This window comes from Streptomyces sp. STR69 (assembly GCF_024519455.1).
Classification (GTDB): Bacteria; Actinomycetota; Actinomycetes; order Streptomycetales; family Streptomycetaceae; genus Streptomyces.
Window position 1 is genome coordinate 59,547 of record NZ_JALJRY010000024.1, and the last position, 17,910, is coordinate 77,456.

Annotated in this window: 19 protein-coding genes; 10 read left to right on the forward strand and 9 right to left on the reverse strand. The window is 68.7% G+C overall.

All coding sequences use genetic code 11. The annotated features are described in order from the left end of the window. The first annotated feature begins 94 nt into the window (after positions 1-94). Genes OC490_RS35730 through OC490_RS35755 form a run of 6 tightly spaced genes read left to right on the forward strand, consistent with a single transcriptional unit; the run spans position 95 to position 6,179 of the window. The gene (locus OC490_RS35730) at positions 95-1,375 is read left to right on the forward strand and encodes an acyl-CoA dehydrogenase family protein (RefSeq protein WP_262062195.1); all 1,281 of its coding nucleotides are present in this window, start codon (positions 95-97) and stop codon (positions 1,373-1,375) included. Further along, positions 1,372-2,394: a phosphotransferase family protein gene (locus OC490_RS35735; protein WP_262062196.1), complete on the forward strand. Its 1,023-nt coding sequence runs from the start codon at positions 1,372-1,374 to the stop codon at positions 2,392-2,394. Before OC490_RS35730 ends, OC490_RS35735 begins: the two co-directional genes overlap by 4 nt. Continuing rightward, complete coding sequence (locus OC490_RS35740) at positions 2,391-3,362, forward strand: NADPH:quinone oxidoreductase family protein (RefSeq protein WP_262062197.1); 972 nt, start codon at positions 2,391-2,393, stop codon at positions 3,360-3,362. Before OC490_RS35735 ends, OC490_RS35740 begins: the two co-directional genes overlap by 4 nt. Further along, on the forward strand, positions 3,352-4,203 hold the full coding sequence (locus tag OC490_RS35745; RefSeq protein ID WP_262062198.1) for an acyl-CoA dehydrogenase: 852 nt from the start codon (positions 3,352-3,354) through the stop codon (positions 4,201-4,203). Before OC490_RS35740 ends, OC490_RS35745 begins: the two co-directional genes overlap by 11 nt. Next, positions 4,200-5,348 carry an acyl-CoA dehydrogenase family protein gene (locus tag OC490_RS35750; RefSeq protein WP_262062199.1) on the forward strand — a complete coding sequence of 383 codons (1,149 nt, stop codon included), beginning with the start codon at positions 4,200-4,202 and terminating at the stop codon, positions 5,346-5,348. Before OC490_RS35745 ends, OC490_RS35750 begins: the two co-directional genes overlap by 4 nt. A 21-nt stretch (positions 5,349-5,369) precedes the next feature. Continuing rightward, positions 5,370-6,179 carry an enoyl-CoA hydratase gene (locus tag OC490_RS35755; protein WP_262062200.1) on the forward strand — a complete coding sequence of 270 codons (810 nt, stop codon included), beginning with the start codon at positions 5,370-5,372 and terminating at the stop codon, positions 6,177-6,179. Positions 6,180-6,198: 19 nt separating this feature from the next. Here OC490_RS35755 and OC490_RS35760 read toward each other — a convergent pair whose 3' ends face one another. The 4 genes from OC490_RS35760 to OC490_RS35775 are packed head-to-tail and all read right to left on the reverse strand — an operon-like array spanning position 6,199 to position 9,400. Beyond that, on the reverse strand, positions 6,199-6,999 hold the full coding sequence (locus tag OC490_RS35760) for an SDR family NAD(P)-dependent oxidoreductase (RefSeq protein WP_262062201.1): 801 nt from the start codon (positions 6,997-6,999) through the stop codon (positions 6,199-6,201). A 24-nt stretch (positions 7,000-7,023) separates the two neighbouring features. Beyond that, the gene (locus tag OC490_RS35765) at positions 7,024-7,845 is read right to left on the reverse strand and encodes an NAD(P)-dependent oxidoreductase (RefSeq protein ID WP_262062202.1); all 822 of its coding nucleotides are present in this window, start codon (positions 7,843-7,845) and stop codon (positions 7,024-7,026) included. Further along, entirely contained in the window at positions 7,842-8,369 is a 528-nt protein-coding gene (locus OC490_RS35770; protein ID WP_262062203.1) for a nuclear transport factor 2 family protein, read from the reverse strand. The genes OC490_RS35765 and OC490_RS35770 overlap by 4 nt, the downstream gene beginning before the upstream one ends. A gap of 8 nt (positions 8,370-8,377) precedes the next feature. Next, positions 8,378-9,400 (reverse strand): zinc-binding dehydrogenase, encoded by a 1,023-nt coding sequence (locus OC490_RS35775; RefSeq protein ID WP_262062204.1) that lies wholly within the window; start codon positions 9,398-9,400, stop codon positions 8,378-8,380. A 118-nt stretch (positions 9,401-9,518) separates the two neighbouring features. Here OC490_RS35775 and OC490_RS35780 point away from each other — a divergent pair, with 118 nt between their 5' ends. Next, positions 9,519-10,115, forward strand: coding sequence for a TetR/AcrR family transcriptional regulator (locus OC490_RS35780; protein WP_262062205.1), 597 nt, complete (start codon positions 9,519-9,521; stop codon positions 10,113-10,115). A gap of 31 nt (positions 10,116-10,146) precedes the next feature. Here OC490_RS35780 and OC490_RS35785 read toward each other — a convergent pair whose 3' ends face one another. From OC490_RS35785 to OC490_RS35805, 5 genes are read right to left on the reverse strand one after another with little or no spacing between them, the layout of a single operon-like run. After that, positions 10,147-11,367 carry a metal-dependent hydrolase family protein gene (locus OC490_RS35785; RefSeq protein WP_262062206.1) on the reverse strand — a complete coding sequence of 407 codons (1,221 nt, stop codon included), beginning with the start codon at positions 11,365-11,367 and terminating at the stop codon, positions 10,147-10,149. A gap of 6 nt (positions 11,368-11,373) precedes the next feature. After that, entirely contained in the window at positions 11,374-11,694 is a 321-nt protein-coding gene (locus OC490_RS35790) for a hypothetical protein (RefSeq protein ID WP_262062207.1), read from the reverse strand. Then, the gene (locus OC490_RS35795) at positions 11,681-12,946 is read right to left on the reverse strand and encodes an aromatic ring-hydroxylating oxygenase subunit alpha (RefSeq protein ID WP_262062208.1); all 1,266 of its coding nucleotides are present in this window, start codon (positions 12,944-12,946) and stop codon (positions 11,681-11,683) included. Before OC490_RS35795 ends, OC490_RS35790 begins: the two co-directional genes overlap by 14 nt. 4 nt (positions 12,947-12,950) lie before the next feature. After that, positions 12,951-13,583, reverse strand: coding sequence for a carboxymuconolactone decarboxylase family protein (locus OC490_RS35800; protein ID WP_262062209.1), 633 nt, complete (start codon positions 13,581-13,583; stop codon positions 12,951-12,953). Continuing rightward, complete coding sequence (locus OC490_RS35805; protein WP_019069971.1) at positions 13,580-14,284, reverse strand: SDR family NAD(P)-dependent oxidoreductase; 705 nt, start codon at positions 14,282-14,284, stop codon at positions 13,580-13,582. The genes OC490_RS35800 and OC490_RS35805 overlap by 4 nt, the downstream gene beginning before the upstream one ends. Positions 14,285-14,520: 236 nt before the next feature. Here OC490_RS35805 and OC490_RS35810 point away from each other — a divergent pair, with 236 nt between their 5' ends. Genes OC490_RS35810 through OC490_RS35820 form a run of 3 tightly spaced genes read left to right on the forward strand, consistent with a single transcriptional unit; the run spans position 14,521 to position 17,890 of the window. Further along, the gene (locus tag OC490_RS35810; protein ID WP_262062210.1) at positions 14,521-15,252 is read left to right on the forward strand and encodes an SDR family oxidoreductase; all 732 of its coding nucleotides are present in this window, start codon (positions 14,521-14,523) and stop codon (positions 15,250-15,252) included. Then, complete coding sequence (locus OC490_RS35815) at positions 15,249-16,688, forward strand: aldehyde dehydrogenase family protein (protein WP_262062211.1); 1,440 nt, start codon at positions 15,249-15,251, stop codon at positions 16,686-16,688. The genes OC490_RS35810 and OC490_RS35815 overlap by 4 nt, the downstream gene beginning before the upstream one ends. Next, complete coding sequence (locus tag OC490_RS35820; protein ID WP_262062212.1) at positions 16,685-17,890, forward strand: CaiB/BaiF CoA transferase family protein; 1,206 nt, start codon at positions 16,685-16,687, stop codon at positions 17,888-17,890. Before OC490_RS35815 ends, OC490_RS35820 begins: the two co-directional genes overlap by 4 nt. The last annotated feature ends 20 nt before the right edge of the window (positions 17,891-17,910 follow it).

Genomic DNA, 17,910 nt, shown 5'->3' on the forward strand with positions numbered 1-17,910 from the left:
AGACCGCACTGCAAGTTTCGAGACTCTTACTTGCGTGAGATGAGAATGATATTCTCACCGGTATCCGTCCGGGTTGGCAGGAGGTTCGTCTGACATGGCATGGGACTTTTCCACCGAGCCGGAGTTCGAGGAGAAGCTGGAGTGGATCAGGCGGTTCCGCGCCGAGCGCGTCGAACCCCTGGACCTCCTGTATCCGGACCGGGCCTACCACCCGCTCGACGATGAACTCGGCCCCGTCGTACGGACGTTGAAGCAACAGGTCCGCGACGAGGGCCTGTGGGCACCGCACCTCGGCCCCGAACTCGGCGGACGCGGCTTCGGCCAGGTCAAGCTGGCACTGATCAACGAGATCCTGGGTCAGTCCAGTTGGGCCCCCGTCATCTTCGGCACGGCCGCTCCCGACACCGGCAACGCCGAGATCATCGCCCGCTACGGCACCGACGAGCAGAAGGAGCGCTACCTCCAGCCGCTGCTGGAGGGCGAGTGCTTCTCCTGCTTCTCCATGACCGAACCCCAGGCCGGCGCAGACCCCACGATGTTCACCACCCGCGCCGAACGCGACGGCGACGACTGGGTCATCACCGGCCGCAAGTTCTTCTCCTCCAACGCCCGCACGTCGAGGTTCGTCATCGTGATGGCCGTGACGAACCCCGACGTCAGCCCCTACAAGGGCATGTCGATGTTCCTCGTGCCCAGCGACACCCCAGGCGTCCGCATCGAGCGCCACCTCGGCATCATGGGCGAGGCCACCGACGAGGGCATGCACGCGCTCATCGCCTACGACGGCGTCCGCGTCCCCGCCGACGCACTGCTCGGCGGCGAGGGCCAGGCCTTCGCGATAGCCCAGACCCGGCTGGGCGGCGGCCGAGTCCACCACGCGATGCGGGTCGTCGGCCAGAGCCAGAAGGCGCTGGACATGATGGCCGAGCGGGCCCTGTCCCGCGAGACCCAGGGCGAGCGGCTCGCGGACAAGCAACTCGTCCGCGCCGACCTCGCCGACTCCTACGCCCAACTCGCCCAGTTCCGGCTGTTCGTGCTCTACACCGCCTGGCAGATCGACCGCTACCAGGACTACAAGCGCGTCCGTAAGGACATCGCCGCCATCAAGTTCCTCACCCCGAAGGTGCTGCACGACATCGTGTACCGCTCGATGCACCTGCACGGCGCTCTCGGTGTCTCGAACGAAATGCCGTTCTCCGACATGTGGAACGGCGCAGCCGTCATGGCCGTCGTCGACGGACCCACCGAGGTCCACAAGATCACCGTCGCCCGTGACGTCCTGCGCGGCTACGAGGCCGCCCCCGGCCTGTGGCCCACCCAGCACCTGCCCACCCGCCGCGAATGGGCCCGGAAGCAGTTGGAGGACCTGCTGTGACGCTCGCCAACACGGAATCCCTCGCTCGCTGGCTGGACGACCAGGGCATCGCCCCCGGCGAACCCGTCGAGACGTCGTACATCTCCGGAGGCACCTCCAACGACATCTACGGTATCCGGCGCGGCGAAGTGAGCATGGTGCTGCGCAAGCCGCCGGAGAAGGTTCCGCCGGGGCGCAACGAGACCATGCTGCGCGAATACCGCGTTCTCAACGCCCTCAACGGCACCGACGTCCCGCACCCCGAGGCGATCGCCGTGTGCGACGACACGAGCGTGCTCGGCTCCTGTTTCTACCTCATGGCGCACGTCGACGGCTGGTCGCCCATGAACTCCGGCGGCTGGCCCGAGCCGTTCCTCAGCGACCCCACCCTGCGGCCCGGCCTCGCGTACCAACTCGTCGAAGGCATCGCCAAGTTGGGCAACGTGGACTGGCGGGCCCAGGGGCTTGAGGGCTTCGGCCGCCCGGACGGTTTCCACGACCGGCAGGTCGACCGCTGGCTCGCCCACCTCGCCAAGTTCAAGTTCCGCGAGATACCCGGCCTGGAGAAGGCCGCCGCCTGGCTTCGGGAACACCGTCCCGCCCACTGGACACCGGGCATCATCCACGGCGACTACCAGTTCGCCAACGTCATGTTCCGGCACGGCGCGCCCGCCGAACTCGCGGCCCTGGTCGACTTCGAAATGGCCACCGTGGGCGACCCGTTGCTCGACCTCGGCTGGGTGATCATGGGCTGGCCGGACGCCGACGAGGACCGCACCCAGAAGGGATACGTCGACTACACCGGCATGCCCGACCGCGCCGACCTGCTGGAGCACTACGCCAAGGTCAGCGGGCGGGACGTCGGCGAGATCGACTACTACGTGATCCTCGCCCGGTTCAAGATGGCCGTCGTCCTGGAGGGCGGCTACGCCCGGCATGTGAGGGGCGACGGCGGCAACCCCAAGATGGCCCACTACGGCGACGTCGTCCTGCAGATGGCCGCCCAGGCGGCCGAGCTCGCCGCCACGACCCGGCTATGAGAGCCGCCCGCTGCAACGCCGTCGGCGGCCCGGTGGTCGTCGAGGACATCCCCGAACCACCCTTCCCCGGACCGGAGTTCACCGAAGGAGACGGCGGCATAGCGGTCGACGTGCACTACGCCGCCGTCAACTTCGCCGACGTCCTCGTGATTGACGGCGCCTACCAGGTGAAGGCCGAGCCGCCCTTCACGCCGGGCAGCGAGTTCGCGGGCGTGGTCGCCGCCTCCGCGCACGGATTCGAGAAGGGCGAGCGGGTCTTCGGCTCGATGTTCGTCGGCGCCTTCGCCGAACGCGTCACCGCCCGCCCCGCCGGCCTGAGTCGCATCCCGGAGGGAATCCCCACCGAGCGTGCGGCGGCCTTCGGGGTCAGCCACGCCACCGCCTTCGACGCGCTCCGCCTGGTCGCCGACGTGCAGCACGGCGAGCGGGTGGCCGTCCTCGGCGCGGCCGGCGGGGTCGGCCTCGCGACCGTCGAACTCGCCGTGCTGCTCGGCGCGGAGGTCGTCGCCGTCGCCTCCACGGAGGAGAAGCGGGCGGTGTGCGCCGAACAGGGCGCGCGGGTCACTTTGCCGTACGACGATCTGAAGCGGAGTCTGCGGGACGCGGGCGGCGCCGATGTCGTGATCGACCCGGTCGGCGGACCCCACGCGGAGGATGCGTTGCGGGCGATGCGCTGGGGCGGACGGTTCGTGAGCGTGGGGTTCGCGAGCGGGGAGATCCCGCGTATCCCGCTCAACCTTCCGATGCTCAAGGGCATCAGCGTCCACGGCTTCGACCTCGGCGGCTGGGCGCGGCACCAGCGGGACGACCTGGTCGCCGCCCGCACCGAACTCCACGGACTGTTCGCCGCTGGAAGGATCCGGCCCCGCGTCCACGCCGTGTATCCGCTCGCCGAAGTCGCCGCAGCCCTCAGCCTGGGGCGCCGCGCCATCGGCAAGGTCCTTCTGGAGGTCGCGCATGGAGTTTGAGTTCGACGACGAGCAGCGGCTGCTCCAGCGAGTGGTCCGCGAAACGGTCACCAGGTCACGGTCGTTGCCCGAGGACCAACTCTGGGACACTTACCTGGAGTTGGGTTGGCTGGAGGCCCCACCGGTGGAACTTGCCATCATCCTGGAGGAGTTGGGCTACGCCGCCGACCCGACGCCCTTCCTCGCCACCGCCACCTGGTTCGCGCCGCTGGCCGGACGGCTGCCGCGCGGCTCGGGCGCTGGTGTCTTCGACGGGGCGGGCCGCTTCGTCCTCGACGCCGACCGCGCGGACGAGATCGCCCTTCTCACCTCCGAGGGCGTGGTCGTACGGGACGGAAAGGACCTGGCGGCCGAGCGGCTCTCCGTGTTCGACCCGACTCTGCACATCGCCCGGGTGGACGCCCCGGACCTGGTCGCCGGCGTGCCGGACCTGGCCCTGATGGGCCTGGCGGTCAGCACAGTGGGCAGTTGCCGGCGCATCCTCGACCTGGTCGTCGCCCATGTGAAGGAACGACACCAGTTCGGCGTGCCCATCGGCTCGTTCCAGGCCGTCAAGCACAAGGCCGCCGACATGTACGTCGCCATCGAACGCGCCAAGGTGCTGGCCTACTTCTCCGCGCTCACCATCGCCGAGGACGACCCGCGGCGCGGCCGGGCCGCCGCGATGGCCAAGGCCGCCGCCGGAGACTGCCAACGGGTTTGTTTCCGCAACGGGTTCCAGCTCTTCGGGGCCATGGGCTACACGTGGGAGAACGAACTGCAGATCCATCTCAAGCGGGCCAAGGCCGGGGACCTGCTCCTCGGCACGGCGTCCGAGCACAGGAAGGCGCTGCTGGTATGAGGCTGGCCCCCGACCCCGAGGTCGAGAAGTTCCGCGCCGATTTCAGCGCCTTCCTCGACACCCACCTGCCCACCCCCGAAGAGGCCGCCGTCCGCTCCAAGTCCAGCGCGGACATACCGGATTGGGCCCGGCGCTGGCAGCGCACCCTCTTCGACGAGGGCTGGCTGCTGCCCTCCCAGCCGCCCGAGTACGGCGGGCGCAACGCGACCCTGCCTCAAGTCGTGGCCCACCTGGAGGAGTTGTCCAGGCGGCGGATCTACCACAGCTTCAACCCGCAGGGCCTCAACATCATCGCGGCCTCGCTGCTCACCTTCGGCACGGAGGAACAGAAACGCGACTGGGCCATACCGCTACTACGGGCCGAGATCACCGCGTCGCTCGGCATGAGCGAGCCCGGAGCCGGCTCCGACCTGGCCGGGCTGCGCACCCGCGCGACCCTCGACCGCGACCATTTCGTCGTCAACGGGCAGAAGGTGTGGACCTCGGGCGCGCACGACGCCGACGTCCTGCTCACGTTCGTCCGCACCGACCCCGACGCGCCCAAGCACAAGGGGATCAGTGTCCTGCTCATCCCCACCGACTCCGAAGGCCTGGTCCGGCGGCCGTTCGGTTCCTTCGCCGCACCCGACGACCTCGACTTCAACGAGGTGTTCTTCACCGACGTCCGCGTCCCCAAGGAGAACCTCGTCGGCCCCCTCAACGAGGGCTGGCGGGTGGCCAACGGTTCGCTCGGGCACGAACGGACCCTGCTCTGGGTGCACTACGCCGAGCGGATGGACGGCCTGATCCAGGACTCGCCCTGCGCCGAGGAGTGGTACGCGACGCTCCAAATGGACCTCCAGGCACTGCGGTTGCTCGGCTACCGACTGCTGGGCCCCGACCGGAACCCGGTGGAGATCTCGGTGCTCAAGCTGCTCGGCTCCGAGGCCGCGCAGAGCGCCGAACTGCACGCCCTCGAACACCATGGGACCGAGTCACTGCTGCACCCGGTGCAGACCGGGCCGTACAACCACATGAACCTGCCGGCGTTCACCGCCAGTTGGTTCGAGCGGTACGCGCGCAGCTTCGGCGGGACGATCGCCGGCGGCACCTCCGAGATCCAGCGCAACATCATCGCCGAGCGCATCCTCGGCCTGCCCCGATAGAGCCGACGGAAGACGGGACCCATGACAGACACAGCGGACAAGGACGAGGTCCTCTACGAGGTCGACAGCAAGGTCGCTGTCATCACCCTGAACCGGCCCGAGGTCGCCAACGCCCAGAACTCGGTTCTCCTAGACGCGTTGGACGCCGCCTGGCGCCGGGCCGCCGCCGACGAGGAGGTCAAGGTGATCCTCCTGCGGGGCAACGGCAAACACTTCTCCTCCGGCCACGACCTCAAGGACCGCTGGCCGGCCCCGAACGAGATCACCCTGGAGTGGATCTACGGCGCCGAGTCCCGCCGCTACCTGGAATACACGCTGCGCTGGCGCAACGTACCCAAGCCGTCGATCGCGGCAGTCCAGGGCAAGTGCATCGCGGGCGGACTGATGCTCTGCTGGCCCTGCGATCTGATCGTGGCCGCCGAGAACGCCGAATTCTCCGACCCCGTCGTGCACATGGGCATCGGGGGAGTCGAATACCACGGCCACACCTGGGAGCTGGGCCCGCGCAAGGCGAAGGAGATCCTCTTCACCGGACGGGCCGTCACCGCCGAGGAGGCGGAGAAGGTCGGCATGGTGAACAAGGTCGTCCCCCTCGACCAACTGGACACCGAGGCAATGGAGTTGGCCCGGAAGATCGCCCGCATGCCGTCCTTCGGACTCCGCCAGGCCAAGCGCGCCGTCAATCAGAGCCTCGACGTCCAGGGGTTCTACGCGGCCATCCAGTCCGTGTTCGACATCCATGAGACGGGACACGGAAACGCGCTGAGCGTCTCCGGATATCCCATTCTCACGAAGCTCGACGGCATGAAGGAACGCCTCAAGGAGCAGTAGGCGGTGGCCCGACCGCGCATCACTCGCGATGTGCGGTCGCGCCCCGGCTCATCGCGAGGACCGCGTCACGGCGGCTCAGTGCCCCGAACGGTGAACCGCCGGTCGGGGTGGGGCTGCCGCAGATCCACGTCGGGCCGTCGGATAGGTGGGCGAGCGCCTCGGCGGCCACGTCGTCCGGATCGGCCAAGTCGCCGCCGTACGAGCCCCCTTGGACGCCTTCGGTCCGCCGCAGGGACGGGGTGTCGGTCCTGCCGAGCACCAGCCCCAGGACATCCACCCCGCTGTCCTGCCACTCCGCCCACAGACTCTCCGCGAGGATGAGGTCGAATGCCTTCGTGGCACCGTAGGCGGCGAGCGTGGCGCCACCCGCCCAGGCCGCGCCCGAGGTCACCAGGACCACGGCGCCCCGCTTGCGCGCCACCATCGGGGCGCCGAAACGGTAGGCCGCTTCCAGTACGGCCGTGCAGTTGCGCCGCACCAGCCCCAGATGGGTGTCGAGGTCCTTGTCCAGGAACGGAACACTGCGGTCGTCGCTGCCCGCGTTGTACACGAACAGACCGACCTCCAGACCGGCGGTCGCCTGCTCCAACTCCGAGAGGGCAGTGGGGAAGCTGAGGTCGAGCGCGACAGCGCGGACCTCGACGCCGTACCGGGCGCGGATCTCGTCGGCGGACTCCTCCAGTACGGGCAGCCGCCGGGCCACCAGCACGACGTTCATTCCCTGGGCGGCCATCCGGTGGGCGAACGCGGCACCCACCCCGTCCGAACCGCCGGCGACAACACCCCACGGCCCATACTTGGTGGTGAGGGATTCAGTCACTTCGTTACTCCTCGATAGGCTCATCTAGGACGACCGGAGAACCTTCTTCTCGACAGCGTCCGACGACAGCACCGTCCCGATGATCCCAAGGTCGGCACCGGTGCGGCGAGCCACCTCGCGCACCACGCGGACGTCCTTGCTCATCAGCTCCGCCAGCCGCTCCGCGACCGCGTCGACCGAGCCCCCACCGGCGACGACACCGAGCGCCCGACTGGCACCACTGCCGTGCTGCAGGGCCGCGAGAATCGCCTTCTCGTCGATCCCCAGCGAACCCGCCACCCGGACAGCGTCGACCGCGAGCCCGACCTGGGCCACGAACAGGGCGTTGTTGACGAGCTTGACCCGCTGACCGTTGCCGACTGGTCCCACGAACATAACCGGCGAGGCGTACGTCTCCAACAGCGGGCGCATCTCCTCCAGTTGGGTCTCTTCGCCGCCGACCCACAGCGTGAGGCGGCCCGCGGCGATATCGTGCGGGCCGCCCGAGAGCGCGGCGTCCAGGACTCCGACACCGCGCTCCGCGCCCGCCTCGGCGAGCATTCGCGCGGTGGCGGGATCGGAGGTGGTGTGCTGGACGAGCGTCGACCCTGCCCTCATGGCCGAGATGGCGCCGCCCGGGCCGAGGCACACCGACCGCACCTGCTCGTCCGTCAGGACGACGACGAACACCACGTCGGCGTCACGCACGGTCGCCTCGATCGTCTCGGCCCAACTCGCCCCGGCCGCCCGGGCGCCGGCCTGCGTCTCCGGACGGCGTACGTGGACCGTGACGTCATGACCGGCGGCCATCAGACGGTCGACGATCGGCTGCCCCATACGGCCCGACCCGATGAACCCGATCCTCAACTCTCCTCCAGATGGAGCGAGTCGGAGGACGGCGCCAGCATCGCGCGTGGCCCCTCGGTGCCGTCGAGGTTGGCGTTGATCCGCTCGGTGATCCGCCACCCCTCCGAAGTGCGCACCCAACGCCAGGTGTTCGCGGAGACCTGGAACACCCAGAACCGTCCGGCGTCGGCGTCCCACCGCAGATGCAGCGCATGGCTGCGGCCGGTCGCGTGGTCGCCGTCCACGACGACGTGCGGCGCGGTCAGTACATGACCGCACCCGTTGCGGATCACGCTCTGGTGGCCCGGGCCGTGCACCATGCCGACGATGCCCTCCCGGCCTTCCATCCGCAGATGGGGGATCGCGTCGAAGACACCGTCCTCGGTCCAGAGCGCCGCGGCGGCCTCTCCCGAACCGCTGTCGACCGCCGGCCCGTACTGGGCGACGAGCTGGGTGATCTCGACCTGGTCCTCCAAGGCGCGCACTTTCGCCGCCAACGCCTCGACGGTGGCACGCAGTTGGGCAAGTTCGTCGGTGTCGCTCATGAGTGGGTTCAACTCCCTGGTACGACGATGATGCGGGCCGGACCGTCGGCGTCCCGCGCCGCGTCGAGCGCCGCCGGGACTCCGTCGAGCCCGACGGTGTGGCCGAGCATCGGACCGACATCGAGGCGACCGGAGCAGACCGCCTGGAACGCCTCGTCCCAGTGGTTCATCGACGGACCACCCCCGAACTGGATGTTGAGCCCCTTCCGCTTCGCGGTCAGGGTGTGCAGACGGTCGCCCTCGGGCGGACCGCCGACGGAGAAGATCCGGGTGCCGCGCTCACACCCCTTGATGATCGAGTCGAGGACTCCCGGGACGCCGACGCACTCGAACACGACACAACTCGCCTGCGGACCGGCGGCGTTGCGCCATGCCTCGTACGGGGAGACCTCGCCCGGGTCGACGACGACATCGGCACCCATCGCCAGCGCGGTCGCACGACGCGACGCGACCAGGTCGGCCGCCACGATCGGGCCGACGCCGAGGCTCTTGAGCCGACCGATCGCCGACAGGGCGATGGCACCGCAGCCGATGACCAACGGCACCTCCCGCGCGGCCAGTTGGGCGCGGGACGCGGTCGACCAGCCCACCGAGATCGCGTCGGCGACACACACGATCTCGCTCGGCAGATCCGACACCACGACCCGGGTGACGGCCTCGGTCAACAAGAACAACTCGCCGAATCCGCCGGGTGATTCGGGGTTCTGGCCGATGATCAGGCGGCCGGCGGGCGTGTTCAGCACAGGCAGCGAACTCACCCGCGTCCCGACCGGGATCCGCCGTTCGGTGCCGGGGCCGTAGTCAACGACCTCGGCGCAGTACTCGTGACCCATCACGATGTCGACGTCCTGGTCGTACGTCGACATCCCGCTGTCGTCGTCGGCGCCCGCCTCCGGATGATCCATGAAGTGCAGATCCGATGCGCAGATCCCGCACGCCAGCGAGCGGACGAGGAGTTGGCCCGGTCCGGGGACCGGATCGTCGACGACCCGCGCCTCGACCGTCCCGCCACGAAGCACAGCAGCACGCATCAGACTCTCCTCCGATCTTCGAGGTCCGTCCCCTTCGGACTGTAGCCACACAGCGGGAATTACAGAAGACCGTCTCCTATAATTGGCGGGACATGGCCCGGTCACTACAATCACCGGTATGGCAGAACCGCGCCGCGCCCCGGGCCGTCCACGTGACACGAGCATCAACGAACGGGCGCTCGCGGCAACGCGCGAACTGCTGGTCCAGCGCGGCTTCGACGCGACGACGATCCAGGCGGTGGCCGAGCGCTCGGGCGTGCACGCCTCCGCCATCTACCGCCGCTGGCCCTCGCGCATCGAACTGATCGAGGAGGCCACGTTCCCCGGACTCAGCCCGCTGAGCGTCCGGCCGACGGGCGACCTCCACCGTGACCTACGCCGGTTCGTCCGCGCCTACTTGGCGGCCTTCGGCGCCCCCGCCGCCCGAGCCGCGGCGGCCGGACTCTTCGCGCACTCCCGGACGTCGAACCGCCCCCGACCGCCGGAGATGCTGCTGCGCGTGTCGGCGCGACCGCAGTTCCAGGACATCCTGCGCGCCGCGCCGACCGGGACCGTCGACCCCGCCGTGGACCCGGACGACGTCTTCGACATGCTCCTCGGTGCCGTGCTGACCCGCACCCTCCTGTCCACGGTCACGGCCCGCGAGCGCCCCGTCGAGCGCACGGTGGAGATGGTCCTGCGGATGCTACGGCCGCTCGACGGGCCGCCGATCTGATCAAGTCGTCCGGCCCGCCCGGGTGTTGGTGTCAGCGGCGCTCGTCGCGGAACACCTTCCCGCCCTTCATCACGAACCGGACGTCCGCCATCACGGAGACGTCCTCCAGCGGATTGCCCGGCACCGCGATCAGGTCGGCCAGCAGACCTTCCGCGATACGGCCCCGGTCGTCGGCGTCGATCAGTTCCGCCGCGTTGACGGTCGCCGCCTGGAGCGCTTCCAGGGGAGTCATCCCGCGGTCGACCAGGGCGATCAGCTCCTGGGCGCCGCGTCCGTGCGGAATCGCCGGCGCGTCCGTGCCCAGCGCCATCCGGACACCCGCCTTTCCGGCCCTGGACACCACGGTCTTGGCTCGGGGGAAGATCTCGGCGGCCTTCTCCACCAGTTCGGGTGCGGAGCGGGACATGTCCATCCCATCGATGAGAGCGGTGGTCGGCACCAGGAAAGTGCCCCTCTCCGCCATCAGCGCGATGGTGTCGTCGTCGAGCAGGAAGCCGTGCTCGATGCAGTCGATGCCCGCCTCCACCGCCGCCCGGACGGCGTCGGCCCCATGAGTGTGGGCCGCCACCTTCAGTCCGCGCCGGTGGGCCTCGTCGACGATGGCGCGCAGTTCCTCGTCGGAGTAGTGCTGCGCACCGGGGAGGCCGGTGTGCGACATCACGCCCCCGGACGCGCAGACCTTGATGAGCCGGGCCCCGTGCTTGATCTGGTAGCGGACGGCCTTGCGCACCTCGTCGACACCGTTGGCAATGCCCTCTTCCAGGGAGAGAGGCATGATTCCGGGGGCGTACGCGGCGAACATCGTCGGGTCCAGATGGCCGCCGGTCGGTGTGATGGCGTGTCCGGCCGGGACGATGCGCGGGCCGTCGATCCAGCCGGCGTCGATGGCCTTCGCCAGCGCGACGTCCAGCAGGTAGCCGCCCGTCTTCACGAACAGCCCGAGATTGCGGACCGTGGTGAAGCCCGCGCGCAGGGTCCGCCGGGCATTGCCCACCGCGCGGAGCATCCGTAGCGGGGGATCGTCCTGGACGGGGGAGAACGCGAGCGTCTCTCCCCGGCCGCCCATCAGAAGGTTGACCTCCATGTCCATGAGACCGGGCAGGAGGGTCACGTCACCGAGATCGAGAACCTCGTTCTCGCCGTTGTCGTCGCCGCCCCGCGTGATGCGGTCGCCGTCGACCGTCACCAGGCCCGGTGCCTCGAACTCGCCCGTCTCCACGTGCAGTACACGCGCCGCTTTGAGCGTGAGCACGACCGGTCAGACTTTCGGCTCGACGACGAGGTCCATGTAGGCGGCCCCGCTGTCCGGCACCCGGGCCTGCTTCCAGACCTCGACCGGGAACGACACGTTCACCAGGGAGAACAGCAGGAGCAGCAAGTTGCGCTCCTGCTCCGGGAGTTCGGAGAGCGGGAACTTGTCGAGGTGGTCGGAGGCCTGTTCCAGGAGCGGGAACGCGGCGTCGTAGAAGGCCTGCATCTCCTCCATGGAGCTGGCCAGGCGCTTGCTGTACCGGTCGCGCTCGGACTCCAGGACCCACTCGCTGAACGGTTCGAGTGCCGCGAACTCACTGGGCAGCATCGGTGTGCTCCTTGACGTAGTCGGCGACCGTCTTGTGCAGATGGCGGAGCAGCAACTCCTGGTCGCAGAGCGGGAATTCGGTGACGACCCGGCTCTTGAGCATCGTCTGGGTGGCCTCCAGCGTGTTGCCGTCCTGGAGCGCGTACTCCTTGAATGTCACCGCCGCCAGTTCCTGCTTCAGCCGCTCGCGCGCCGTCTTCGCGGGCACGAAGTACAGGTTGGCCTCGAAGAGGTGCTTGTCCACCGCCGTCGGCCAGTAGTGGTATGTCAGGTACCAGCCGGGCTTCCAGATCAGCAGGGTCATGTTCGGGAAGAACTCGAAGGAGTCGTTGCCCCACGCGCGGTGCCCACCAGGATTGAGGCCGGGGGGCAGAGGGTCGAGGCCCTCGATGTCGGGCGCTTCCCACGGCCCGAACAGGCCGCTGCGCAGGACGCGTTCGATGGGCTTGACGATGGTCAGGTCCTTGGGCGGGGACATGCCTCCCCAGGAGGAGATCATCGAGTGCGGGGGGTGGATCTCGTAGTGCAGCGCTTCGTACCCGACGTTGAAGAGCTTGTCGGCCTCGTCCTTGACGGCCTGCTTCATGTGCAGGACGGGGGCGTGGTAGAACTCCGCGAACGCGTCGATGAACAGCTTCCAGTTGCTGCCGATCTCCGCCTTGTAGGTGAAGACCTCGGTCATCTCGTGGAAGGGGTAGCCCTCAAGTCCCTTGGCGAACTCGCCCAGATACTCCTTGAGCGGCTGGGCGTCGGGGTCGAGGTTGACGAAGATGAAGCCTTCCCAGACCTCGCAGCGGACCAGCTTGAGGCCGTAGTCCGCCTTGTCGAGGTCGAAGAACTCCTTCTCCTGCTGGACGAAGGTCAGATCGCCGTCGAGGCTGTAGCGCCAGGCATGGTACTTGCAGGTGAACTGGCGGCAGGTGCCCTTGACCTCCTCGCCCGGGTAGTCGTTCCACACGAGCTTGTTGCCGCGGTGGCGGCAGACGTTGTGGAAGGCGCGGATCTCCTTGTCCTTGCCCCGCACGATCACCAGTGAGGTGTCGGCGACGGCCAGCTCCTTCGTGAAGTAGCTGCCGACCTTGGGCACTTGCTCGACGCGGCCGACGTTCAGCCAGGTCTTCTTGAAGATCGCTTCCTTCTCCGCCTCGTAGTACGCGGGGTCGATGGAGTCTTCGTAGTTCACCGGGCTCGTGCCCAGCTCGGGGTAGTTCTCGGTCCAGCTCCCGGCCGCCGGCTTGGCGAAGTGTGGCATGGGATCACCCCTCTCGCTTGTGAGAATACCATTCTCGTTTTGGGAAACTGAAGTTCTCTTCCGAGATCACAGGATCGAGTTCCACGCCGAAGGTGTTGAGGGCCATCGTGAGCATCGTGTAGGCGCCGATGGTGAAGACCAGGTCCATGAGCTGGTGTTCGTCCAGGTCGACGGCGAGCGCCGCGTAGGTCGCGTCCGACAGGCCCGAGTCGGTGTCCAGTTCGTCCACCGCCCGGTTGAGCAACGTGTCGGCGCCCGTGCGGACTTCCTCGATCTCCGCCTCGGTCACCCCGGCCTTCCGGCCGATCAGGACGTGACTCGCCCACTCGTACCTGCTGCCCCGTCGCCAGGCCACCCGCATCACTGCCAGCTCGCGGACGCGCACCGGCAGGGTCGTGGTGTTGAGGTGCATGTTGAACGTCAGGAACGCCCGGGCCAGGGCCGGATGCCGCTGGAAGATCCCCAGGACGTTGGCCTCCGGCAGCTTCCGGTGGGGGTTGATGACCGAGAAGACGTCGTGGTCCCACTCGTCGTACGGGACCGGGGGGATGCGGACGCCGTTCTCGGTGGCGGTCCTGCCGTTCTCGCCGTGCGCGGCGCCGTTCTTGCCCTGCTCGTGATCGCCGTTCTCGCTCATGTGTTCCGCCCGCCGTTCACGCCCAGGATCTGGCCGGTGATGTAACCGGCCTCCTCGGACGCGAGGAAGGCGCAGGCCGCGGCGATGTCCTCCGGGCGGCCGACGCGCCGGACCGGAGTGCGCTGGATGTGCTCCTCGACCGTCCCGCCGAGCAGTTGGCGCTCCTCGGAACGGCGCAGCATCGGCGTGTCGATGAAACCGGGCGGCACCGCGTTCACGGTGATGCCCTGCGGGCCCAGCTCCAGGGCGAGGGCCTTGGTCAGCCCGTTGACCGCCGACTTGGCGGCCACGTAGTGCGTCATGAACGGCTGGCCGGAGTGTGCGCTGGACGAGGAAATGTTGACGATCCGCCCCCAGCCGGCCTCCACCATGTCCGGCAGGACCGCCTGGACGCAGTGGAAGACCCCGTTGAGGTTGACGTCGATCACCCGCTGCCAGGCCTCGAAGGTCAGGTTGGCGAAGCGCTTGTAGCCCTCCATTCCCGCCGCGTTGACCAGAACCGTGACCGGGCCGAGCTGCTCCCGGATCTCGGTCAGGGCCTCGTCCACCTGGGCCCGGTCGGAGACGTCGGCCTTTCGGGAGAAGCCCCTGTCGGACGGATTGAGGTCGAGGGTGGCGACCTGGAGACCGTCGGCCTCCAGGCGCTGTGCGATGGCCAGTCCGATGCCGGAGCCGCCGCCTGTGACGAGGGCTGTCCTCATGCCGGAACCCCCTTCGTCTCGATCATGAAAATCTCCCTTCCAGATCTGAGAAGCGTATTCTCGTCTCCGGTGCTTCCGGAAGTCCCGCGCAGGCGGGGGCTGTTCGCCGCCCTCCGTGTAGCTGTCAGCCATCGGTCAGGATGACATTCTCGCTTCCGGATGGTTGATTCGCGTATAAGGAGAATGTAGTTTCCGCTGCATTGGAGCAAGCCGCCCATCCACGCGAGGAGAACAGGATGCGGTTCCAGGACAAGGTGGCGATCGTCACCGGAGCGGGACAGGGAATCGGCGAGGACTACGCCCGGGCGCTGGCCGCCGAGGGCGCACGGGTCGTGGTCGCGGACATCAACGAGGAGCAGGGGCAGAGGGTCGCCAAGGAGCTGGACTCCGCGCTCTTCGTCAAGGTCGACGTCGGAGACCCCGCCTCGGCCGACGCGCTGGCCGCCGCCACCGTCGCCGAGTTCGGCCGCATCGACTACCTGATCAACAACGCCGCGATCTACCACAGCATGCGGCGCGAGGGCCTGACCACCGTCGACCTCGACTACCTCAACCGCTTCATCCAGGTGAACCTGATGGGCGCCCTGTACGTCACCAGGGCCGTCGTCCCGCACCTGACCGAGGGTGCCGCGATCGTCAACCAGTCCTCCGCCGCCGCCTACATGGCGAGCGGCTACTACGGCCTGGCCAAGATCGGCATCAACCACCTCACCGCGTCCCTCGCCGCCGAACTCGGCGGCCGGGGCATCCGCGTCAACGGCATAGCCCCCGGCCCCACCGACACCGAGGCCACGGCCACCGTCGTACCGGTCGAGTTCCAGGAGCGGATGACGCAGGCCCTGGCCATCAAACGGATGGGCACCCCCGGCGACCTGACCCCCACCGTGCTGTTCCTGCTCTCCGACGACGCGGGCTGGCTGACCGGTCAGACCATCAGCGTCGACGGCGGACAGGTGGTGCGGCTGTGACCCGCCTCCTCATCAACGGCCAACTGGTCGAAGGGGAGCGGACGTTCCCCTCCCTCAACCCCGCCACCGGCGAGGTGTACGGCCACGCCCCCGAAGCCACCACCGCCCAGGCCGAAGCCGCCGTAGCGGCGGCCCGCACCGCCTTCGACACCACCACCTGGTCCACCGACGTACAGCTGCGCATCCGCTGTCTCGACCAGCTGCATCAGGCGCTCCTCGATCACGTCGAGGAGCTGCGCGAGCTGACGATCGCCGAGGTCGGCGCGCCCCGCATGCTCACCTACGGCCCCCAACTCGACGACCCCGTCAAGCTGGTGCGGTTCTACGCGGACCTGCTGCGCAAGTACCCGCTGACGGAGGAGCTGGGCGAGGTCGAGATCCGCGGCCAGCGCCACCGTCGTTGGGTGGAGAAGGAGGCCGCCGGGGTCGTCACCGCGATCATCGCCTACAACTACCCGAACCAACTGGCCCTCGCCAAGCTCGCCCCCGCGCTCGCCGCCGGCTGCACGGTCGTCCTCAAGGGCGCCCCGGACACCCCGCTGACCACCCTGTTCCTCGGTCAACTCATCGCCGAGCACACGGACTTCCCGCCCGGCGTGGTCAACGTCCTCACGTCCTCCAGCGCCGATGTCGGCGAGACGCTCACCACACACCCCGACGTCGACATGATCACGTTCACCGGTTCCACCGCGACCGGCCGCCGCATCATGGAGGCCGCGAGCCGCACGGTGAAGAAGGTCTTCCTGGAACTCGGCGGCAAGTCCGCCATGATCGTCCTGGACGACGCCGACTTCGCCACCGCCGCCATGTTCGCGGCCGGCACCATCTGCTCGCATTCCGGGCAGGGTTGTGCGCTCACCTCCCGGCTGCTCGTGCCCCGGGAACACCACGACGAGCTCGTCGAGAAGGTGGCGGCGGGCCTCGCCCGTATTCCGCTCGGCGACCCCGCCGACCCCAAGACCTTCGCGGGCCCGCTCATCAGCGAGCGTCAGCGCGAGAAGGTCGACGGGATGGTGCAGCGGGCCGTCGCGGCAGGCGCGAACCTCGTCACCGGTGGCGAGAAGGTCGATCCCGGCTTCTTCTACAAGCCGACTCTTCTCACCAACGTCGACCCGGACAGCGAGATCGCCCAGGACGAGGTCTTCGGACCCGTGCTCGTGGTGATCCCGTACGACGACGATGACGACGCCGTCCGCATCGCCAACAACTCCATCTTCGGCCTCTCCGGCGGGATCCAGAGCGGCGACGACGAGCGGGCCATCGCCCTCGCCCGCCGGATCCGCACCGGCACCTTCAGCATCAACGGAGGCAACTACTTCGCGGCGGACGTCCCGTTCGGCGGCTACAAGCAGTCGGGCATCGGCCGGGAGAGCGGAGTACCCGGCCTGGAGGAGTTCCTGGAGTACAAGTCCTTCGCGGTCGTGGTCCGGTCATGATGCCGCTCGACGGAATCCGCGTCCTCGAAGTCGCCATGTACGGCTTCGTGCCCTCGGCGGGAGCCGTCCTCTCCGACTGGGGAGCGGACGTCATCAAGATCGAGCACGCCGTTACCGGCGACCCGCAACGCGGTCTCCGCCAGACCGGCACCATGCGCGTCGAGGGCGACCCCAACCCCAACGTCGAGCACGCCAACCGCGGCAAACGCAGCCTCGGCCTCGACATCTCCCGGCCCGAGGGCAAGGAGGTCCTGTACGAACTGGCCCGGCACGCCGACGTGTTCCTGACCAGCTTCCTTCCCGGCCACCGGGACAAGTTCGGCATCGACGTCGACGACATCCGTACCGTCAACCCCCGCATCATCTACGCCCGGGGCAGTGCCTTCGGGCCGCGCGGACCGGAAGCGGGGAAGGGTGGCTACGACATGACGGCGTTCTGGGCCCGCGCCGGCACCGCCGCGAGCATCACCCCGGCCGGCACCGACGGCATCATCAACCCGCCGTCGCCCGCCTACGGCGACACCATCTCCGGCACCAACCTCGCCGGCGGCATCGCGGCGGCGCTCCTGAAACGCGAACGCACCGGCGAACCGTCGGTCGTGGACGTCTCGTTGCTCGGCAGCGGACTGTGGGCAATGGGCCACGCCACCGCGCTCTCCCTGCACCTCGGCAAGCCCTGGATCCCGCCGCCCGTCGGCACCCACGGCTCGATCGCCAACCCGCTGTCCGGGCTGTACGAGACCTCCGACGGACACCACTTGGCGTTCGTCATGATGCAGCCGGGCAAGTTCTGGGCCGATGTGTGCCGGCACATCGACCGCCCCGAACTCGCCGACGACCCCCGCTTCGACACGGCCGAGCACCTCGTGGCCAACACGGCGGAGGCCGTCAAGATCCTGCGCGAAGTCATCGCCACCCGCACCCTCGCGGAGTGGAGCCGGCGCTTCGCCACCCTGGCCGGACCCTGGGCCCCGGTCCAGGACTCCCTGCAAGTGGGCGACGACCCGCAGATCAGAGCCAACGAGTACCTGCTCCGCGCAGGAGAACTCGAACTGGTCGCCAGCCCCGTGCAGTTCGACGTGCAAGCCCCCGAACTCGGGCCCGCCCCCGAGTTCGCCGCCCAGACCGAGGAGATCCTCCTCGAACTGGGCCTGGACTGGGACCGCATCATCGCGCTCAAGGCGGCGGGCGCGGTCACCTGATCACCCGACAGCGGGACTCA

Excerpts from the sequence above, each read along its gene's own strand:
- OC490_RS35730 (WP_262062195.1), top strand. The coding sequence starts at position 95 with ATGGCATGGGACTTTTCCACCGAGCCGGAGTTCGAGGAGAAGCTGGAG.
- OC490_RS35740 (WP_262062197.1), top strand. The coding sequence starts at position 2,391 with ATGAGAGCCGCCCGCTGCAACGCCGTCGGCGGCCCGGTGGTCGTCGAG.
- OC490_RS35745 (WP_262062198.1), top strand. The coding sequence starts at position 3,352 with ATGGAGTTTGAGTTCGACGACGAGCAGCGGCTGCTCCAGCGAGTGGTC.
- OC490_RS35750 (WP_262062199.1), top strand. The coding sequence starts at position 4,200 with ATGAGGCTGGCCCCCGACCCCGAGGTCGAGAAGTTCCGCGCCGATTTC.
- OC490_RS35755 (WP_262062200.1), top strand. The coding sequence starts at position 5,370 with ATGACAGACACAGCGGACAAGGACGAGGTCCTCTACGAGGTCGACAGC.
- OC490_RS35770 (WP_262062203.1), bottom strand. The coding sequence starts at position 8,369 with ATGAGCGACACCGACGAACTTGCCCAACTGCGTGCCACCGTCGAGGCG.
- OC490_RS35775 (WP_262062204.1), bottom strand. The coding sequence starts at position 9,400 with ATGCGTGCTGCTGTGCTTCGTGGCGGGACGGTCGAGGCGCGGGTCGTC.
- OC490_RS35780 (WP_262062205.1), top strand. The coding sequence starts at position 9,519 with ATGGCAGAACCGCGCCGCGCCCCGGGCCGTCCACGTGACACGAGCATC.
- OC490_RS35790 (WP_262062207.1), bottom strand. The coding sequence starts at position 11,694 with ATGCTGCCCAGTGAGTTCGCGGCACTCGAACCGTTCAGCGAGTGGGTC.
- OC490_RS35795 (WP_262062208.1), bottom strand. The coding sequence starts at position 12,946 with ATGCCACACTTCGCCAAGCCGGCGGCCGGGAGCTGGACCGAGAACTAC.
- OC490_RS35800 (WP_262062209.1), bottom strand. The coding sequence starts at position 13,583 with ATGAGCGAGAACGGCGATCACGAGCAGGGCAAGAACGGCGCCGCGCAC.
- OC490_RS35805 (WP_019069971.1), bottom strand. The coding sequence starts at position 14,284 with ATGAGGACAGCCCTCGTCACAGGCGGCGGCTCCGGCATCGGACTGGCC.
- OC490_RS35810 (WP_262062210.1), top strand. The coding sequence starts at position 14,521 with ATGCGGTTCCAGGACAAGGTGGCGATCGTCACCGGAGCGGGACAGGGA.
- OC490_RS35820 (WP_262062212.1), top strand. The coding sequence starts at position 16,685 with ATGATGCCGCTCGACGGAATCCGCGTCCTCGAAGTCGCCATGTACGGC.